This is a genomic window from Aliidiomarina taiwanensis (assembly GCF_003987015.1).
GTDB lineage: Bacteria > Pseudomonadota > Gammaproteobacteria > Enterobacterales > Alteromonadaceae > Aliidiomarina > Aliidiomarina taiwanensis.
In genome coordinates, this window is record NZ_PIPQ01000009.1 from 1 (window position 1) to 16,559 (window position 16,559).

At 51.2% G+C, this 16,559-nt stretch carries 13 protein-coding genes; 5 read left to right on the forward strand and 8 right to left on the reverse strand.

The features are described from left to right. Nucleotides 1-135: 135 nt before the first annotated feature. Nucleotides 136-1,338: a BaiN/RdsA family NAD(P)/FAD-dependent oxidoreductase gene (locus CWE15_RS10530; RefSeq protein WP_126758052.1), complete on the reverse strand. Its 1,203-nt coding sequence runs from the start codon at nt 1,336-1,338 to the stop codon at nt 136-138. A gap of 122 nt (nt 1,339-1,460) precedes the next feature. Continuing rightward, nucleotides 1,461-2,900, reverse strand: coding sequence for a YfcC family protein (locus tag CWE15_RS10535; protein ID WP_126758053.1), 1,440 nt, complete (start codon nt 2,898-2,900; stop codon nt 1,461-1,463). A gap of 134 nt (nt 2,901-3,034) precedes the next feature. On the opposite strand from CWE15_RS10535, the gene CWE15_RS10540 reads away from it, so the two are divergent. Genes CWE15_RS10540 through CWE15_RS10550 form a run of 3 tightly spaced genes read left to right on the forward strand, consistent with a single transcriptional unit; the run spans nt 3,035 to nt 5,114 of the window. Further along, nucleotides 3,035-3,895, forward strand: a complete 861-nt coding sequence (locus CWE15_RS10540; RefSeq protein WP_126758054.1) for a Dam family site-specific DNA-(adenine-N6)-methyltransferase — start codon at nt 3,035-3,037, stop codon at nt 3,893-3,895. Beyond that, nucleotides 3,892-4,344 (forward strand): GNAT family N-acetyltransferase, encoded by a 453-nt coding sequence (locus tag CWE15_RS10545; RefSeq protein WP_126758055.1) that lies wholly within the window; start codon nt 3,892-3,894, stop codon nt 4,342-4,344. Before CWE15_RS10540 ends, CWE15_RS10545 begins: the two co-directional genes overlap by 4 nt. After that, nucleotides 4,341-5,114: a class I SAM-dependent methyltransferase gene (locus CWE15_RS10550; protein WP_126758056.1), complete on the forward strand. Its 774-nt coding sequence runs from the start codon at nt 4,341-4,343 to the stop codon at nt 5,112-5,114. The genes CWE15_RS10545 and CWE15_RS10550 overlap by 4 nt, the downstream gene beginning before the upstream one ends. Nucleotides 5,115-5,118: 4 nt before the next feature. On the opposite strand, the gene CWE15_RS10555 is transcribed toward CWE15_RS10550, so the two are convergent. The 5 genes from CWE15_RS10555 to CWE15_RS10575 form a co-directional block, all read right to left on the reverse strand. Then, nucleotides 5,119-6,606: an AAA family ATPase gene (locus CWE15_RS10555; protein WP_126758057.1), complete on the reverse strand. Its 1,488-nt coding sequence runs from the start codon at nt 6,604-6,606 to the stop codon at nt 5,119-5,121. 53 nt (nt 6,607-6,659) lie between these two features. Then, the gene (gene aroB, locus CWE15_RS10560; RefSeq protein ID WP_126758058.1) at nt 6,660-7,739 is read right to left on the reverse strand and encodes a 3-dehydroquinate synthase; all 1,080 of its coding nucleotides are present in this window, start codon (nt 7,737-7,739) and stop codon (nt 6,660-6,662) included. 25 nt (nt 7,740-7,764) lie between these two features. Beyond that, nucleotides 7,765-8,283, reverse strand: a complete 519-nt coding sequence (gene aroK / locus CWE15_RS10565; RefSeq protein WP_126758059.1) for a shikimate kinase AroK — start codon at nt 8,281-8,283, stop codon at nt 7,765-7,767. Between the two features lie 150 nt (nt 8,284-8,433). Further along, nucleotides 8,434-8,883: a hypothetical protein gene (locus tag CWE15_RS10570; protein WP_126758060.1), complete on the reverse strand. Its 450-nt coding sequence runs from the start codon at nt 8,881-8,883 to the stop codon at nt 8,434-8,436. Between the two features lie 2 nt (nt 8,884-8,885). Then, complete coding sequence (locus CWE15_RS10575; protein ID WP_126758061.1) at nt 8,886-9,476, reverse strand: hypothetical protein; 591 nt, start codon at nt 9,474-9,476, stop codon at nt 8,886-8,888. Between the two features lie 150 nt (nt 9,477-9,626). On the opposite strand from CWE15_RS10575, the gene CWE15_RS10580 reads away from it, so the two are divergent. Next, nucleotides 9,627-12,167 (forward strand): penicillin-binding protein 1A, encoded by a 2,541-nt coding sequence (locus tag CWE15_RS10580; RefSeq protein WP_126758111.1) that lies wholly within the window; start codon nt 9,627-9,629, stop codon nt 12,165-12,167. A gap of 73 nt (nt 12,168-12,240) precedes the next feature. Further along, nucleotides 12,241-13,950 (forward strand): sulfate adenylyltransferase, encoded by a 1,710-nt coding sequence (locus tag CWE15_RS10585; RefSeq protein WP_126758062.1) that lies wholly within the window; start codon nt 12,241-12,243, stop codon nt 13,948-13,950. A 38-nt stretch (nt 13,951-13,988) separates the two neighbouring features. On the opposite strand, the gene metL is transcribed toward CWE15_RS10585, so the two are convergent. Next, nucleotides 13,989-16,445 carry a bifunctional aspartate kinase/homoserine dehydrogenase II gene (gene metL / locus CWE15_RS10590; protein ID WP_126758063.1) on the reverse strand — a complete coding sequence of 819 codons (2,457 nt, stop codon included), beginning with the start codon at nt 16,443-16,445 and terminating at the stop codon, nt 13,989-13,991. Between the last annotated feature and the right edge of the window lie 114 nt (nt 16,446-16,559).

Below are 16,559 nucleotides of genomic sequence, written 5' to 3' on the forward strand. Positions count from 1 at the left end.
CGTTTTGCTTCAAAATCGCCATGATTTGGCTGTCTGTAAATTTTGATGTTTTCATGCAGAATCTCCTGCGTTTTAGTTTACGAGAAAATTCTACTTTTGACCCCGTTTATTTTTCGGGGGGATTACATATGCGGATTAGACAGCCTTGCCTGCGACCCAGCCTGAGCTCCATGCCCATTGGAAGTTATAACCGCCAAGCCAGCCGGTCACGTCGAGCACTTCGCCAATGAAATAGAGCTCTGGTTGCAGTTTGCTTTCCATGGTTTTCGAACTCACTTCGTTTACATTAACGCCGCCTAAGGTGACTTCTGCTGTGCGGTAACCTTCGGTGCCATTTGGTTTTACTTGCCACGTTTCAATGGTGCGGGCTATTTGTTCAAACTCTGCATTGCTGTAGTCGGCCAGGTTTTTATTTGCCCATGCGTTTTGTTGACACAAGGTGAACGCAAGCCGCTTCGGAAACCACTGTTGCATTAAACCGTGCAGCCCTAATTTGGGCCGCTGCTTACGTGTGTTTTGCAGCTCTGTCAGTACATCTGTGCCAGGCCTTAAATTCACATTGAAGGTTTCGCCAGGGAACCAATAAGACGATATTTGTAGCATAGCAGGCCCACTTAAACCGCGGTGGGTAAATAACATGGCCTCTGGGAAGCTTATGCGCGTATTTTCTGCAACCACGTCGAGCGACAAGCCAGCCAGCTCTGCGAATTGTTCTTTGTCTTGATCATGTAGGGTAAAAGGCACTAAGCCTGCGCGCACGGGTTCAATAGTGTGACCAAACTGTTCGGCAATTCTATAACCAAACGGGGTTGCACCTAACCGGGGCATGGAAAGCCCGCCGGTGGCGATAACAAGCTTACTGGAGGTGTAGTCTCCTTGAGACGTTTCGAGTGCATATTGATCGTTGGTGTAAGTTACATTGAATATTTCAGTACGTAACTGCACCTTGGCACCAGCAAGCTCGCATTCTTTTAAGAGCATGCGCACCAAGTCTTTGGCGCTGTTATCGCAAAACAGTTGGCCAAGTGTTTTTTCATGCCAAGGAATTTTATGTTTGTCCACAAGGGCCATAAAGTCCCACTGGGTATACCGGTTTAAGGCCGACTTACAAAAATGGGGGTTTTGTGAAATGTAATTTTCAGGGGTGGTGTACATATTGGTGAAATTGGAACGGCCACCACCAGAAATGAGTATTTTCTTTCCTGCTTGTTTGGCATGGTCGAGCAATAACACCCGTTTACCCTGGTACCCTGCGGTGGCGGCACACATCAGCCCGGCTGCTCCAGCGCCAATAATAATAACGTCGTAGTGTAACTGTGCAGAAGCAGGATGCGGCATAATAAAACTCATGAAGACAAAGAGCGTTATGATACCAGAAGGGGATAAAGTGTTTGTATAAAAAAACGCCTAGCGGTATTTGGCCAGGCGCTTTGGAGTGTACTACGAATGCAAGAAGCCAATTAGCTTAAGCGAACATTGTCCATTATATGCACAGCGGCTTGCACGGGCTCTTGCAAGTCTGCGCCATAACCAAAGATAACCGCTAAAACAAGCACTACGGCGCAAGCCAGCATGATTTTAGCAAGAAGTGGCATACAGAACTTAAACCAGCGGTCGTATGGCACGCCGGCAATACCAATAATACCCATAAGAACCGCGTTGGTTGGTACAATCATATTCGAGAAACCGTCACCAAATTGGTAAGCTAATACAGCCACTTGGCGAGGGATGCCAACAATGTCACTCAGTGGCGCCATCAGCGGCATGGTCACGAATGCTTGACCAGAGCCAGAAGGCACAAACAGGTTCAAAATGGTTTGTATAAGCAGCATGCCCACCGCAGACAGAGCGGCTGGAATATGGCTCAATGGCATGGCAAGGCCATTCACAATGCTGTGCAGAATTTGGCCGTCTTCAAGAATTAATGCGATACCACGGGCAACACCAATGAGTACAGCGGTGCTGGTGAGGTCTTTCACCCCTTCAATAAAGCTGTCCGAGGCCTCGTCGAAGCTTAAGCGACCCAGTACAGTAATGAGTAAGCCCCAGCCAACAAAGCAGGCACCTAGCTCGTATAAGTACCAGCCGTGCTGTGAAATACCCCAAATAGCAAAGCCAACCGTACCTAAGAAGGTTGCTAGAATAAGGCGGTGACGACCGTTCAGTGTTGGGTATTCGGCTTGCTCTTGACCGTCAAGTGGGCAAGGAATGTCTGCAACCAAAGAGGTGGACGGGTCCGCTTTTACTTTCTTTGCGTAGCTCCAAACATGGTGGAAGGCAATGAGCGAGAAAGGAATGAAAATAACCAAGCGAAGCCACAGGCCCGAGTAAGGTGGAATTTCTGCAATACCCTGAGCAATAAGAACCGTGAACGGGTTAAACGCAGAAAGGCCGTAGCCCACACCGTAGCCAGCGACTGTCATGCCGACAGCGGTCATGCTGTCGAGCTTCATGGCTTTACACAAAGCCACCAAAATAAGTACAAACGGTATGTACTCACCGGCGGTGCCGATAGCGCTTGAAGCAAGTGCAAAGAAAAAGATAACCATGAAAATAAGCTTTTCAGGAGTGTCGCGGTGCTTGTTGAGCAAGTTGCCGATAAGGGCGTCAACGGTGCCGGTTTTGCGCGCTATAGCCAGTACACCGCCAACAATAAAGACAAAGAATATAATGTCTTGTGCGGCAGCAAAGGCGCGAGGAATGGCTGTTAATAAATCCCATGGCGTAAGAAACTGACGTTCACCGGTCAGTTCGAAGGTGTTTGGCACCACCACGTTACGGCCGGCGTCGTTAACAAAGGTTTCAAAGAAACCTTGTGGCACAATCCAGGTCGCAATGAGGGCGACAATCATCATGCCAAAGAGTAAAGTGAGCGTATGAGGAACTTTAAATGCTTTCATGTTCGAAAGGCCTTTGTAATATTTTAACAAACGAATAACGCACAATACTACCTGAAGCTTTCGGTGTAACCAAGAATATCGTTGTGTGGAAAAACACGATACAATCAACGCAAACGAGTAATTTAGATGGTGGCATGAAAAAACAACGCGCATTTCTGAAGTGGGCTGGGGGCAAATTTACCCTTGCCGATGCAATTCGTCGCGTTTTACCACCGGGCGAAAAGCTAATCGAGCCCTTTGTGGGTGCAGGCTCTGTGTTTTTGAACACGGACTACGACAAGTACCTGCTAAACGACATTAACCCAGATCTTATTAACTTATACCGTACCTTAAAGCGGCGACCTCGCAGTTACATTCGCGACGCACGCAGCTTATTTGTGCCTGAAACAAACACTCCGGATGCTTTTTACGCTTTGCGTGCACAATTTAACGCCAGTCGTGACATTTACGAGCGGTCGCTGTTGTTTTTGTACTTAAACCGCCATGGCTACAACGGCTTGTGCCGCTACAATGCCAGTGGGGGATTCAATGTGCCGTTTGGGCGCTATAAAAAGCCCTATTTTCCAGAGGCCGAGCTGGAATTCTTTGCTGAAAAGTCGCGTAAAGCCACGTTTACCTGTGAGTCTTTCGAGCATAGCTTCCGCCGTGCACGTAGAGGGAACGTGGTGTATTGTGACCCGCCCTATTTACCCTTAACGCCGACAGCTAACTTTACGAGCTACGCAGCACGCGGGTTTAGCTTCGACGAACAAATACTGCTGGCACAAAAAGCATTGCATTTATCACGCAATCGGCAAATTCCTGTGCTACTTTCTAACCATGACACAGTGGAAGCGCGTCACTTATACCAAGGTGCTGAGCTAACGAGCCTGCAAGTCAGTCGCTTTATTAGCCAAAATGGCTCGACCCGTCGCAAAGTGGCTGAATTATTAGCGTATTTTCCACCGGGCGGACTAGTGGCGCCGACGGCAGACACAGGCGAGGAAACTGAATGACCCTTTCGTGGTGTATAAAGCCTTTTTCTGAACTGACCCGCACCGAGCTTTATCAGGTGCTGCGTGTGCGGCAAGAGGTGTTTGTCGTGGAGCAAAACTGCCCGTATAGCGACATAGACGACACAGACGCCGAGTGGTTTCATGTACTGGGTCGTGCCGGTGAGCAAGTCGTTGCCTATGCGCGCCTACGGCTTGACGCTTCAGAACATCTAGGTGTTGCTCGTATTGGCCGTGTTTTGGTCACCGAGAATGCTCGCGGGAAAGGCGTGGCGCGAGAACTGATGCAACGCAGTATGGACTATATTCATCAGCATGCGCCCGGGCGCACTATCGCCATTAGCGCCCAGTGCTATTTGCTCGACTTTTATCGTTCACTGGGTTTTCAAAACGTAGGCGAGCCTTACGATGAAGACGGGATTCCCCATCAAGATATGGAGTGGCGACCATGAGTGTACCTTTAGTCACTGACTGCCCAGAGCTAACAGCTGCTGCCTGTACCTTAGCCCAGGCCTATGGTTTACCGAACGAACTGAAGGAAGAACCCTTTTACTTGGAGTTATTTTTGGATGGGTTGGCTTTGGTCTGGCGCACTCGAACCGACTTACAACCCCTGCGCTTGAGTTTTACCGATGGTCCGCAAGCTTGGCGACAACAGCAAGGCGGCGGCCGCCAAGAAGCCGTGGTGCGCGCGCTAGGCATTGCCAAGGGGTTCCGGCCTTCCGTGCTTGATGCCACCGCAGGACTGGGCCGAGATGGCATGATGCTGGCACACGCAGGCTGCCAAGTGTATTTGTTAGAGCGACATCCAGCAGTGCATGCATTGCTAGATCAAGCCGTCGTCCACGCGAAACAAGACGAACGCATTGGCGGCTGGGTGCAAGAACGGGTTCAGGTGTTGCCGCGTGGTAGCTTAATAGAAAGCGAGACCATAACCGGCCAGCTGCAAGCTATTCACCCTCAAGCTGTCTACCTTGACCCTATGTTTCCCGAGCGGGGCAAAACGGCGGCAGTAAAAAAAGACATGCAAATGCTGCAAGCATTGGTGGGGGGCGATGAAGACGCAGATGCTTTATTGCCTGCGGCACTTGCTTTGGCCAGCCACCGTGTGGTGGTTAAGCGACCATCCTCTGCGCCATTTCTTGCGGGGCAAACGCCTTCGAGCCAAATCAAAACGAAAAAGCATCGTTTCGATGTGTACGTGAAAAAAGCCTACAGTTAAAGGCTTATTGCTCCATAACAACGGCTAACTCGCGGTGAATCCAGGCAATGGGCTTAGCCCACGGCTCTAGGGCTTGCAGGTCGCTAGCAAGGTTGGGTATGGCCCGACGCGCCTCCGCTAGGGAAGCATACTCGCCAGTGGTTACCACATACCAACTACGCTCATTTTTTAAGGTATGATACACCTTTAGCCCTTGCGTGCTGCCGAGGTTTCCTAAAAAGCGGTTGAGTGCTGCTTGGCTAGCGACTGCGCCTAATTGTAGAACCACAGTGTCGGCAGGGGCTGCTATAAAGTAGGCATTGTCGTGGGAGGTCAGCCAAGGGTTTGGCGGGCTTTCTACAACGGGCTGTTCCTTCACTTCGACGTTTTCTTCGGTAGGCGTGGCTTCAGCAATGAGCTTCAGCTCCACCTGTCTGTCCGACGTATATTCTCTTGCTGCTTCGGTTAAGCGCGGTAAGGCTTCTGTGTAGCTCATCACCACAGGCGAGTCGTCAGCCATTGTCGACTCGCTTTCGGGTTCACTTGGCGTTGTCGCTGCTTCTTCTTGCGTTTCTTCGGGTGCTGGTTCGTCCGCAGGCTGTATGGCTGTGAGTAAGGTGTCTTTATGCAACCAAGCGGTTACACCCGCAGCGATAAGCATTGCAGCTAGGCTCATCACGAGAATGGTTTTCAAGCCCGACGCTGGCTTCCCAGCCGGTGGCACTTTTGGCTCATTGGCCTTTTCGATTTTTTGCTCTTCTTCCTGCTCGTCGGACACATGATACCGTGCCGCAGGAACGGGACTGACCAAGGCTTGCAGCTGACCTTGAATCAGCCCAGGGAAAAGCAAATTGGTGCCAATGGTGGAGAGAATGCGGGTGTGGTCGAGGGCCAGTGCCCGGCCTTTTTCATGACCTTGTAACAGTGCCTTGGCAAAGACAAGGGCTTCATGGTCGGTCAGCTCTGGCACCAACACTATTTCGGCTTTGTCGGTTGTGGAGGTGGTCAGTTCAGCGCGCTGGCGTGCAGCCCACTCGGGCGTGCCGGAAACCACCACACTAATGCGATGTTTACCACCGGTGAAGCGACTATGTAGCACAAGGTCTTGCAGCTCTTGAACAATATCTGCAGTGAGTAGGTCTGCGTCGTCTACGACCACCATTAAATGTTGTGGTTCGTCGGGCAGTGCTCTGCGTATGGTTTTGCTGAGCGAAGCGTTTGGCTGAATGCGTGAAAGGGTACCAATTTGCTGAAATAAGCGCTGCCGAACCTGTTCAATTGTAAGCTGAGGCGTGGCACATAAATAAGCCAGGTTCGCATAGTCCGAAGCCTGCTCTAAAAACACTTCAAGTAGGGTGGTTTTTCCCGCCCCTTCAGGTCCAGCCAGAATAACCAAGCTGTTATGGAAAGTGGTTAAGTAATGCAGCTGCTCTAATAGCTTTTGCTGGCTCGGCATGACCTGCACGGGCACAGCTAAGGGTGTATGTGTGACATCGGGGTCAAGGTTATTCATGGCCTATCCTCGTGGATGCTCAACATCGCTTCAGTTCTCAGTGCTACATGGCATTAGAGGCCCGTGGTGACCAAGGTAATGCTTGCTTGTAATAGCTCAGCGGGAACAGGCTCTGTGGTAATACGTGCTTGGCCGATAGCTGTTGGCAAAATAAAGCGCACTTGCCCGCCTTGTACCTTCTTGTCACGGTGCAAGTTCTCTTCCCAGGCAGCCCAAGGTATAGCGGGCGCTTGTGTGGGTAAACCAGCTGCTGCAATGAGTTGCTGAATACGACGGAACTCTGACGCTGTGCACCACTGCATAGCGTATGCTAAGTGGGAAGCAATGATCATGCCAGTGGCCACGGCCTCCCCGTGCAGCCAATTGCCATAGCCTTCGTGGGTTTCAATAACATGACCAAAGGTATGGCCAAAGTTTAATAAGGCGCGCTGACCTTGCTCGCGTTCGTCTGCAGCCACAATACGCGCTTTAATGGCGCAGCTGCTGGCAATGGCGTGCTGTAACGCTGCTTCGTCTCGGGCTAACAGTGCAGGCATTGAATGTTCTAGCCAGGTGAAAAAGTCGGCGTCGTCAATGACACCGTATTTAATAACTTCAGCTAGACCTGCCCGATATTCGCGGTCCGGCAAGGTGAGCAAGGTACGGGTGTCAATCAGCACGCCTTCAGGCTGGTGAAAGGCGCCAATCATGTTTTTACCCCGCGGGTGGTTTACTGCGGTTTTGCCACCCACCGACGAGTCCACTTGCGCCAATAAAGTTGTAGGTACCTGAATAAAAGACACGCCACGCTGATAACTGGCTGCTACAAAGCCTGCGAGGTCGCCCACCACGCCACCACCAAGTGCCAGGATGATGCCGTCACGATGCAAACCGCTGGCCATGACAGCGTCGAGGGCTTGAGCATAGGTGTCGAGGGTTTTGTATTGTTCGCCGTCGGGCATTAAAAAGTGCCCTTGGCAACGTTCGCCTAAGCTGGTTAAAACCTGGTCTAAATACAGAGGAGCAAGCGTGGGATTGGAAATAACAAACACATGCCGCTGAAGTTGCAAAAGCGGCACGAGTTGTTCAAGGAGGCCCGGGCCAATAAAAATAGGATAGCTGCGCGGCCCAAGTTCAACAGAAAGTTGTTTCATCGAGCACTCCTTGCGCTATAAGAATTTAAAAACCGAGTTTTTCTACTATTTTGCTTGCCACTACTTTAGCACTTTGCTCGTCAGTCTCAATGATCAAGTCGGCAATTTCCTCATACAGAGGGTCACGCTCTTTGGCTAATGCAGCGAGCACTTCACGAGGGTTTTCAGCGTTGGCAATAAGCGGACGCTTTTTGTCGCGCTCGGTACGTGCTACTTGCTTGTCGAGGGTGGTTTTTAAATACACGACAATACCGCGAGCCGACAAGCGATTGCGGTTTTCGCTGCTAATAATCGAGCCGCCACCGGTTGCCAAGACAATGCCGGTCATATCGGTAATGTCACCGATAACTTTCTCTTCACGTGCGCGAAAGCCTTCTTCACCTTCTAGTTCAAACACCCAACTAATATCGGCACCGGTGCGGCGCTCAATTTCGTTGTCAGAGTCGAAAAAGTCTAAGTGGAGAGTTTTGGCAATTTGCCGTCCGATGGTGCTTTTGCCCGCACCCATAGGGCCAACCAGGAATATATTACGCTTCTCAGCCATAACTAGATTACGTCACTTCTTTTGAATCGCGATTACACACAAATGATGAGTGTCTACTATCCACCCCTGTGCCTGTTAAAAAAAGACATCGGATTATCGCAATTTAAGGGGGCAGGCGCAACCAGTTACCCGTTTTCCCCAGAAAACACCTTATTTGTGGGTCATCAGGGCGTGCTGCAATAGGCAGCCCGAAGAGCCGTGTCGCCATATTAGCGCGTGTTTCTGAATGGCCTGTAAAGTCCACTCTGTGTTTGCCAAAGACTCCCCTGCCGTCAGCTCAACCATGTGCCCCGACGCATTGCTAAGGCGAACCTGAGCAGGGTCTTTATGCCATAGGGCAGCACGCACTTGAACGTGCAAAGGCGGTGCAAGGTCACAGGGGCTGCTGCGCTCTTGCTCAGGCGCTGCTTTTTGTGGCTGTTGCAAGTTAAAAGAAGGGTCAATCTGCACAGGGGCAATGACCATGGGGTGAGGCTTCGTGGTTGGTTGCGCGAAAAGCACACGCACACCAAGCAAAAAAGCCAACAGGCAGAAGCCAGTAAGTAGCAGACGACGCTTTTGTTGTTGCACGTGGGGCTGAGGACGCACTAAGTTCAGCATGGTCAGTGACCTGTGAAGTATTGTACAGCCAGATGGACAGCTTGCTGCGTTGCGGCAATATCAGGCCAGGCTCCAGAATGGGAGAAGTTGAACTGCAAGGTGTCAGGCCGTGGTGTCCAGCCTATCACGTCAGGAGGGCAGCGATGCTCTTGCAGTGCGTGGTAAATTTCATGGTAGTCAGTCAGCTTCATCAGTAAGAACTGACAGTGGCCTTGGTTTACCTGCACATCCCAGCGCCATTCTTTCGGGTTAAAGCCAGCGTCGGCGAGCAAGGCTGCCAACCCATTGCCGGTTAATGTAAGCTTGGGTGGCCGTTGTAAAGTCAGTTCGCGATAGTAACGTTCAGGCCATTGCACAAGCACCACTGGCCGAGAAGAAAAAAAGTATTTCGACTTTTTTGCTGTTTTTTTTACAAGGTGGGAACTAATGAGTTGGGCGACACTCATACTACTGTGTGTGTGAATTGGACGCTGGCAGAGCATATTTACCTGAGTGCTCTGCCGCGCGGCCATAACAACTTCAGCGATCGTTAACCAGGCTTCCCCCACTACAAAGGCAATGGCTACCGCACCGCGTTTTCGTTTCAGCAGCATTTTAGAACCTCCCCGTGTTAAAAACTGGATAACAGTTAAAGTTAGCTCAAAAAACACCTATAATGCTGTTGATTTCATTAAGCTATTGCGGAAGAACTTGTGCTAAGACTGTTAAAATGGCTCGCCATTAGTTTGTTTACTCTCGGGGTAATGGGCCTTGGAACCATTGTCGGCTTGTATTTCTACGTAAAGCCGGACCTGCCGAGCGTAGAAACATTACGAGATGTACGCCTGCAAACCCCTATGCAGGTTTATACTAAAGACGGCAAGCTGATCTCGCAGTTTGGTGAGCAGCGACGCATACCTGTTACCTATGAAGAGCTTCCGCAATATCTTATTGATGCAGTTCTTTCCACGGAGGATGCGCGTTTTTACGACCACTTTGGCGTTGACCCTATTGGCGTACTTCGGGCTTTAAGTGTGGTGCTTTCCACCGGTGAAATGCGCGAAGGGGCCAGTACGATTACCATGCAGGTGGCCCGGAACTTCTTCTTAACGCGCGACAAAGTACTGATTCGTAAAATAAAGGAAGCCTTTATTGCACTGCATATAGAACAGCTTCTGAGCAAAGAAGAAATTTTAACCCTGTACATGAACAAGCCTGGGCTAGGGCACCGGTCCTTTGGTGTGGCTGCCGCTGCCGAGGTGTATTATGGGCGCACGCTCGACGAATTAACCTTGGCGGAACTTGCGACCATTGCCGGCTTGTTCCAAGCACCTTCCGCATTAAACCCCATTAGCAATCCGGAGCGGGCAAAGCAGCGCCGCCGAATTGTGCTGCGTCGCATGCTCGACACGGGCGCAATTACTCAAGAAGAATATGAAACCGCCTACAACGCACCTGTAACGGCCTCGTACCATGTGGCTGAAATAGAAGTCAGTGCGCCCTACTTGGCAGAAATGGTGCGCCAAGAAATGGTCAACCGCTATGGCGAAGAGGTGGCGTACAACAGCGGGTTTAAAGTGTACACCACGGTCACTGCAGAGCAGCAGGAAGCGGCGGAGCGGGCACTACGCGAAAACTTACACGACTACGACGAGCGCCATGGCTACCGGGGTGCTGTAATGAAGCTGTGGGGCTACAGCCCAGCAGAAGTGCAAAGCCTAAAGGTCGGCGGTGCTATCGATCAAGCGACTTTAGCAACCATTCAAGCGCACCAAGGGCAGCCCTGGGACACGCAAAGCATTCGCGACCACTTACAACGCCAGCCGCGCTTTGGTCGACTCATAGCAGCTGTCGTGCTTGCAGTGCACGAACAGTCAGCCGACGTGATGTTGCGCAGCGGCGAAAAGGTAACTTTACCGTGGGAAGCTCTCGACTGGGCGCGTCCTTTCTTAGACCACGACCGCCAAGGCAGACCACCCCAGCGGGCAAATGAAGTGCTAGCAGCGGGCGAACAAATATGGGTACGCGACGTTGAAGGCGAACTTCGGCTTGCCCAGTTGCCAGGACCCAGCTCTGCGGTAGTGGGCTTAAATCCAACCGACGGCGCCGTTCAAACCATTGTGGGCGGGTACAGTTTTAATGTCAGTCAGTACAACCGTGCCATGCAAGCCAAGCGTCAGGTGGGTTCAACCATTAAGCCATTTATTTATGCGTCGGCACTCGACAATGGCTTTACGCTTTCCACACTTGTCAACGACGCGCCTATTACCCAATGGAACCCGGGTGCTTATTCGGCCTGGCGACCACGCAACTCACCGGAAGTGTATGACGGACCTTTGCGTTTACGCGAAGCCATAGCGCGCTCGAAAAACGTGGTGTCGGTACGTCTTATTCGTAGCTTAGGCGTGGACACAGTGGCCGACTACCTTCTGCGCTTTGGCTTTTCTGAAAACGACATAACCCGCAGTGAAGCTTTGTCTCTCGGTTCGGCTAGCTTTACCCCTATGGAAATGGCTCGGGCTTTTTCCGTGTTTGCTAATGGTGGCTTTTTAGTTGACCCTTATTTTATTGAGTACATTGAAGACAACGAAGGCAATGAAGTGTATCGGGCTGAACCTGTTTATGCCTGCCTAGAATGTGAAGCGATACAAAAGCGCGTTGCGGAAGGCCAAGTAACCGAGGAAGAGCTAACGGAAGAGCAGCAGCAAGCCTATGCAACGCCTTTAGCGCCACGGGTTATTTCGCAGCAGATTGCGTTTTTAATTAGTGACGCGTTGCGTTCTTCAATATGGGGCGGTGGTTCGTGGGCGCATGACACGGGTTGGAACGGTACGGCGTGGCGGGCGCAAGCATTACGCAAGCGCTATATGTCGGGTAAAACAGGAACCACCAACGACGTGAAAGACGCTTGGTTTGCCGGCATGATGCGCGGCAGTACCACGGTTTTTTGGGTCGGTTACGACAACCTGGAAAACCGCTTAGGCCGCGTTACCTTGAATAGTAACCTTGGCCGAGAACGTCAGGCCATTGTCGGCTCCGATGCCGGTGGTACCACGGCGCTACCAGCTTGGGTGCGTTATATGCGCGACGTGTTACCAAACTTCGACACCAGCCCGTACCCCTTGCCAGAAGGCATCACCTCGGCTCGAATAGACCAAGAAACAGGTCAACTTTCACAGCGTACCGACTACAGCAGCATGTTTGAGTACTTCATTCAGGGGACCGAACCCACGGAGTTTACCGAAGACGAGCAGCAAGCACCGCTTATTTTCGAAGACGTGAATGACCCACTATTTAAGCAGTAAAGGCACTGCACTTTTATTTTAAAAAGGGTATGTTAGATTTCAGTTAATACAGTAAACCGAACTGGAGTTGTAGATGTATACTGAAAGCAAACTACCCTTTGAAACATATCCACAGCAGCCCCATGGCGGCGTACTGGTAAACCAAGTGGTGCCAGACCACCTGCGCCAAGCCGAAATTGAACGCGCTGCAACCCTGCCCAGCATTCGAGTTGACTTAGAAGCTGTCATTACCATTGAAATGATAGCCACGGGCGTACTTTCCCCAAACACCGGCTTTATGAATGAAGCGGACTACCTGTCGGTTTTAAAAGACGGCCGCTTAGCCAATGGGGTGGTGTGGCCTGTGCCCCTGAGTTTTGCGCCCACGGGTGAACAGAACGAAGCCGTTATAAAAACTTTAAAAGAAGGCGACGACGTGGCTTTGTTGGGCGTCGACAATGAGCCGGTGGCTATTTTGTCCGTTGAAGACATTTTCCCCTATGACAAAGAACACCGCGCGCAAAGTTTGTTTGGTACCACCGACAGAAAACACCCAGGCGTCGACTCGATTCACCGTCGCATGGGCAACACAGCGTTAGGCGGCACCTTGCACTTACTGAACCGAGTGGACTGGGGGCCGTTTGAAAAGCTCCGACAAGAGCCAAAAGACACTTGGCGCACTTTCTATGAAGAGAAAAAATTTGGCTCAGTGGCCGGGTTTATTACCGGCGCAAACCCACTGCACCGAGGGCACGAATACATTCACCGCAACGCCTTAGAAGAAGTGGATGGCCTGTTTTTACAGCCTTTAGTGGAAATGGCCAAGCGCGAGTATGTGCGTCATGAATACCGTATGCTGGCTTATCGCAATGTGCTCGACACCTATTATGCAAAAGACAGGTCGATTCTTTCACCGCTTCGGGTTACGTATATTTTTGCGGGTCCCCGCGAAACGGTTTTGCACGCGCTGATTATGAAAAACTACGGTTGTACCCATGCGCTGATAGGACGAGACCACGCGGGTATTGGCAGCTTTTACGACAAATACGCCAGCCATTCTATTTTTGACCAGTTCACGCCAGAAGAATTAGGGATAAACATTCGTTTATTCCACGAGGTGTTTTACTGTACCCGCTGCGCAGCCCATGCAACGGAACAAACCTGCCCCCACGACGAGAGTGTGCGGGTCAATATTTCTGGCACGGCGATACGCGAAATGCTGCGCCATGGCATTATGCCGCCGAAAGAAGTGGTGCGCCCCGAGTCGGCCTTAGCCGCTGTGCAAGGGGTTCAACCTAAAGGGGTCGACGAAGAAGGAACGGCGACCTTGCCTGTGGGTAAAGTGGTTAAAAGCATGTACCCCTTCTATTTAACCCACACGGGTTTAGGTGGTCATAAGCGAGCAGAGCCCTTAGCACCAGAGTCGCTGGATGTACGCGACTTGGAGTTAGCCACGCGCGAGGTGCGTGAGCATGCCACGGACATATACAGCGATGTATTTGCGGAATATAGCGCCCTGCTTGACCACAACCGTGCACTGCAACCTAAGTGGGTAGAAGACACCAGAAATACGTTACGGAGCCAGCAGCAGCGTATTATTGCAGACTTAGAAGAAAAGCTGGCACAAGCACCTGAAGCAGCGTCCGATGAGTTTATGTACCAAGACAAAGCGGAAGTAGAGCGGGAATTAACCCTAGCCAAGAAGCTGCTAGAGGATATGCCTAAAGCACTGACTGCTGACGACTTTGCTGAGCGTACGTGGAACGTACTGCCCTACAAAAGGTACCGGGGCGACGACTCCTAACAGCCGATGAAAAAGGCCTGCTCTATGCAGGCCTTTTACTAGATGGTTTGAGTGGGCTGCCCAAGACGAGACAGTAGCTGGTGCAGGTCTGACTGAACACCTCCTGCTGTCACTTGTTTGCCAGCACCTGGGCCACTAATAACCAGTGGCATGTCGTTATACCAGTCACTGAATATAACGAAAATATTTTCGCCTGGAATCAGGTTGGTCAGCATATCGGAGCTATCCATCAAGTCGACACCAACACGGGCGTCGCTTTGCCCTTCTTGTACCGAAAAGCTGGCCATTAAACGAGGTAATTTGCCTTGGGCTCGGGCTTCAGCCCAGAGTTGCTCCATCGGCGCATTAAGCTCGTCGAGTCGTTCCATAAACTCGTTCAGAGGAATGTCCGCCAAGTGCTCAGGCACCAGGCTTTGCACGTGAATGTCGCCCCAGTCCAGGTTCGCCCCTATTTCGCGGGCCACAATAAGCAGCTTGCGTACAATGTCGCGGCAGGACAAGTCTTCTCGTGGATCTGGCTCCGTATAGCCTTCTGCTTTCGCCCGGCGAACGAGGTCGGCAAAGCTTTCAAGGCCTTCGTCGTAATGTTCAAACAGCCAGCTTAAGGTACCTGAGAAAATGCCTGAAATGCTGCGAATGCGGTCGCCCGATCGCATTAAGTCGGTTATGGCATAATTCAGTGGTAAGCCGGCACCCACTGTGGTGTTATACAGCCACTCTCGCTCCCATTCTTGCTGAATGGTGCGAATTTCACGGTACATGGCTTCAGGTGCTGCACCGGCACGTTTATTGGCGCTAATAATATGCAGACCATTGGCAAAAAAGGTGGAGTAATGGCGGGCAATATCGACAGAGTCGGTTAAGTCCATCACCACCAGTTCGTCGAAGGGCGCATTGGGCAGCTCGCCAAGCAATTCATTCAATACATAGGGCCGAGCTAAGCGTTGGAAGTCTTCACGCCAATGCCCTAATTCAACGCCATTGTAGTCCAGCCACAATTGAGTGGAGTTAGCAATTCCCATAACTTTTACGTCAATGGTCTCGTTTAAGTGGTCCCGTTGCTGGCTGAATAAACGCAGCCATTCCGAACCAATGTTGCCACACCCAATAACCAGCACACCCACGCTTTTGCGGAAATTAAATAGCAGGCTATGTAAGCGATTTAAAAAGCGGTGGTCGAGTTTCTGCGCCAGTATGGCAATGGCACTGTTGTTGTTTTCTGCTACCGCAAAGTGATGCAAATGTTGCTCGTCCACTTCGCGCTTAAGCACCGCAAACTGGCCCGCTTCTTTAATGCGGGCACCCACCAGCGCCACCATGCTATACCCGCTGACCTCACTAAATTGGTCAGCGGCATTTTGGTCGGCAAACCATTGATGTACATACGCCAATAGGTTTTGGTGAAAGGCAAAGTGCTGCTGGCCATGTGCGGTCCAGGCAATAAGAGGTTCTAAGCCTGTTTGCTCGAAAGCTCGCAGTAACTTGCTATGCTCCAGGCCAATACTAAATAGGGTCACATCTTGCAGCGAGGTGAGTACCTTGCCTCGGGCTTCTGTGTAGTCGTATTGGCCAATGCGGGTTTGCTGGTTCTCTACTTTTAAGCTCGAGCGCACGCTAATAATCATGCGTTCGCGGTCGATAGGCTGAAAGGTGCGTGGGTGCAGCACAGGGCTACCCAAGCGAGCGAGCTCTTCAGCTTCCGCCCAGTCTAAGCTGGGTAGGCTGACAACCCGTTCTACTTTCCGCGGGTCGGCACTGTACACGCCTGAAACGTCTTTCCAAATGGTGGTTTGACGGCAGTTCACCAAGCTTCCTATTAAGGTTGCAGAGTAGTCGCTGCCATTACGACCAAGCAGCAAGGTGCGACCTGTAACCGCTTCGGCGCAAATAAAGCCGGTAACAATAAAACGCGTGCCAGGGTGTGGGGCAATACGTTCGAGTAACGCCCGCTGCGAAGGCTCGGTGTGAATAACAGGCTCGGCGGCGTCGTCTGCGGTTAAAAAGCTGCGGGCGTCAAGATAGTCAGCACGGGTGCCTTGGCGCTGAAGTAAAGCCGCTAATAAGCGGGCAGACCAAAGCTCGCCATAGGCGCATAACTCAGCTGTTTCTATGTTTTCTTGACCAATAAGCCAACGTTGCCAGCGAGCAAAGTCTTGGTCAATAGCCTCTAAGCAGGCGCTTTGTTGGCGACCCGCTAATAGCTCGTCAATGAGGTTGTATTGAAAACGCTGCAACGAAGCAAACAAATTGGCAGCGTACTCAGCGTCGTCGCGGCGCGCTTCAATAATGGCAAGAATACGGTTGGTGGTGTCGCCTGCAGCCGACACGATAATAAGGTCGCTACTACCCGCATGCTCGGTCACAATACGTGCAACACGACGATAACAATAAGGATCGGCTAAGCTGCTGCCGCCAAATTTATGAATGTGGACATCATCCGCAATGGTTTGAATGCGTTCAGGGGTGACTGAACTAGAAAGAACGGCTGTGCTCATAAGGTCACTCAACTACTTATTGTTCTGGATTGCAAGCATGATAGTTTAACCGCCTACGCAATGGAAGTTTAGATGGCTAAATGGTCATCTGTCAGGCATACTTATAGACATAAG

What these genes read in the sequence shown, in the direction of transcription:
- CWE15_RS10530 (WP_126758052.1), bottom strand. Translation starts at nt 1,338, where the DNA reads ATGCCGCATCCTGCTTCTGCACAGTTACACTACGACGTTATTATTATT.
- CWE15_RS10535 (WP_126758053.1), bottom strand. Translation starts at nt 2,900, where the DNA reads ATGAAAGCATTTAAAGTTCCTCATACGCTCACTTTACTCTTTGGCATG.
- CWE15_RS10540 (WP_126758054.1), top strand. Translation starts at nt 3,035, where the DNA reads ATGAAAAAACAACGCGCATTTCTGAAGTGGGCTGGGGGCAAATTTACC.
- CWE15_RS10545 (WP_126758055.1), top strand. Translation starts at nt 3,892, where the DNA reads ATGACCCTTTCGTGGTGTATAAAGCCTTTTTCTGAACTGACCCGCACC.
- CWE15_RS10550 (WP_126758056.1), top strand. Translation starts at nt 4,341, where the DNA reads ATGAGTGTACCTTTAGTCACTGACTGCCCAGAGCTAACAGCTGCTGCC.
- CWE15_RS10555 (WP_126758057.1), bottom strand. Translation starts at nt 6,606, where the DNA reads ATGAATAACCTTGACCCCGATGTCACACATACACCCTTAGCTGTGCCC.
- aroB (WP_126758058.1), bottom strand. Translation starts at nt 7,739, where the DNA reads ATGAAACAACTTTCTGTTGAACTTGGGCCGCGCAGCTATCCTATTTTT.
- aroK (WP_126758059.1), bottom strand. Translation starts at nt 8,283, where the DNA reads ATGGCTGAGAAGCGTAATATATTCCTGGTTGGCCCTATGGGTGCGGGC.
- CWE15_RS10570 (WP_126758060.1), bottom strand. Translation starts at nt 8,883, where the DNA reads ATGCTGAACTTAGTGCGTCCTCAGCCCCACGTGCAACAACAAAAGCGT.
- CWE15_RS10575 (WP_126758061.1), bottom strand. Translation starts at nt 9,476, where the DNA reads ATGCTGCTGAAACGAAAACGCGGTGCGGTAGCCATTGCCTTTGTAGTG.
- CWE15_RS10580 (WP_126758111.1), top strand. Translation starts at nt 9,627, where the DNA reads ATGGGCCTTGGAACCATTGTCGGCTTGTATTTCTACGTAAAGCCGGAC.
- CWE15_RS10585 (WP_126758062.1), top strand. Translation starts at nt 12,241, where the DNA reads ATGTATACTGAAAGCAAACTACCCTTTGAAACATATCCACAGCAGCCC.
- metL (WP_126758063.1), bottom strand. Translation starts at nt 16,445, where the DNA reads ATGAGCACAGCCGTTCTTTCTAGTTCAGTCACCCCTGAACGCATTCAA.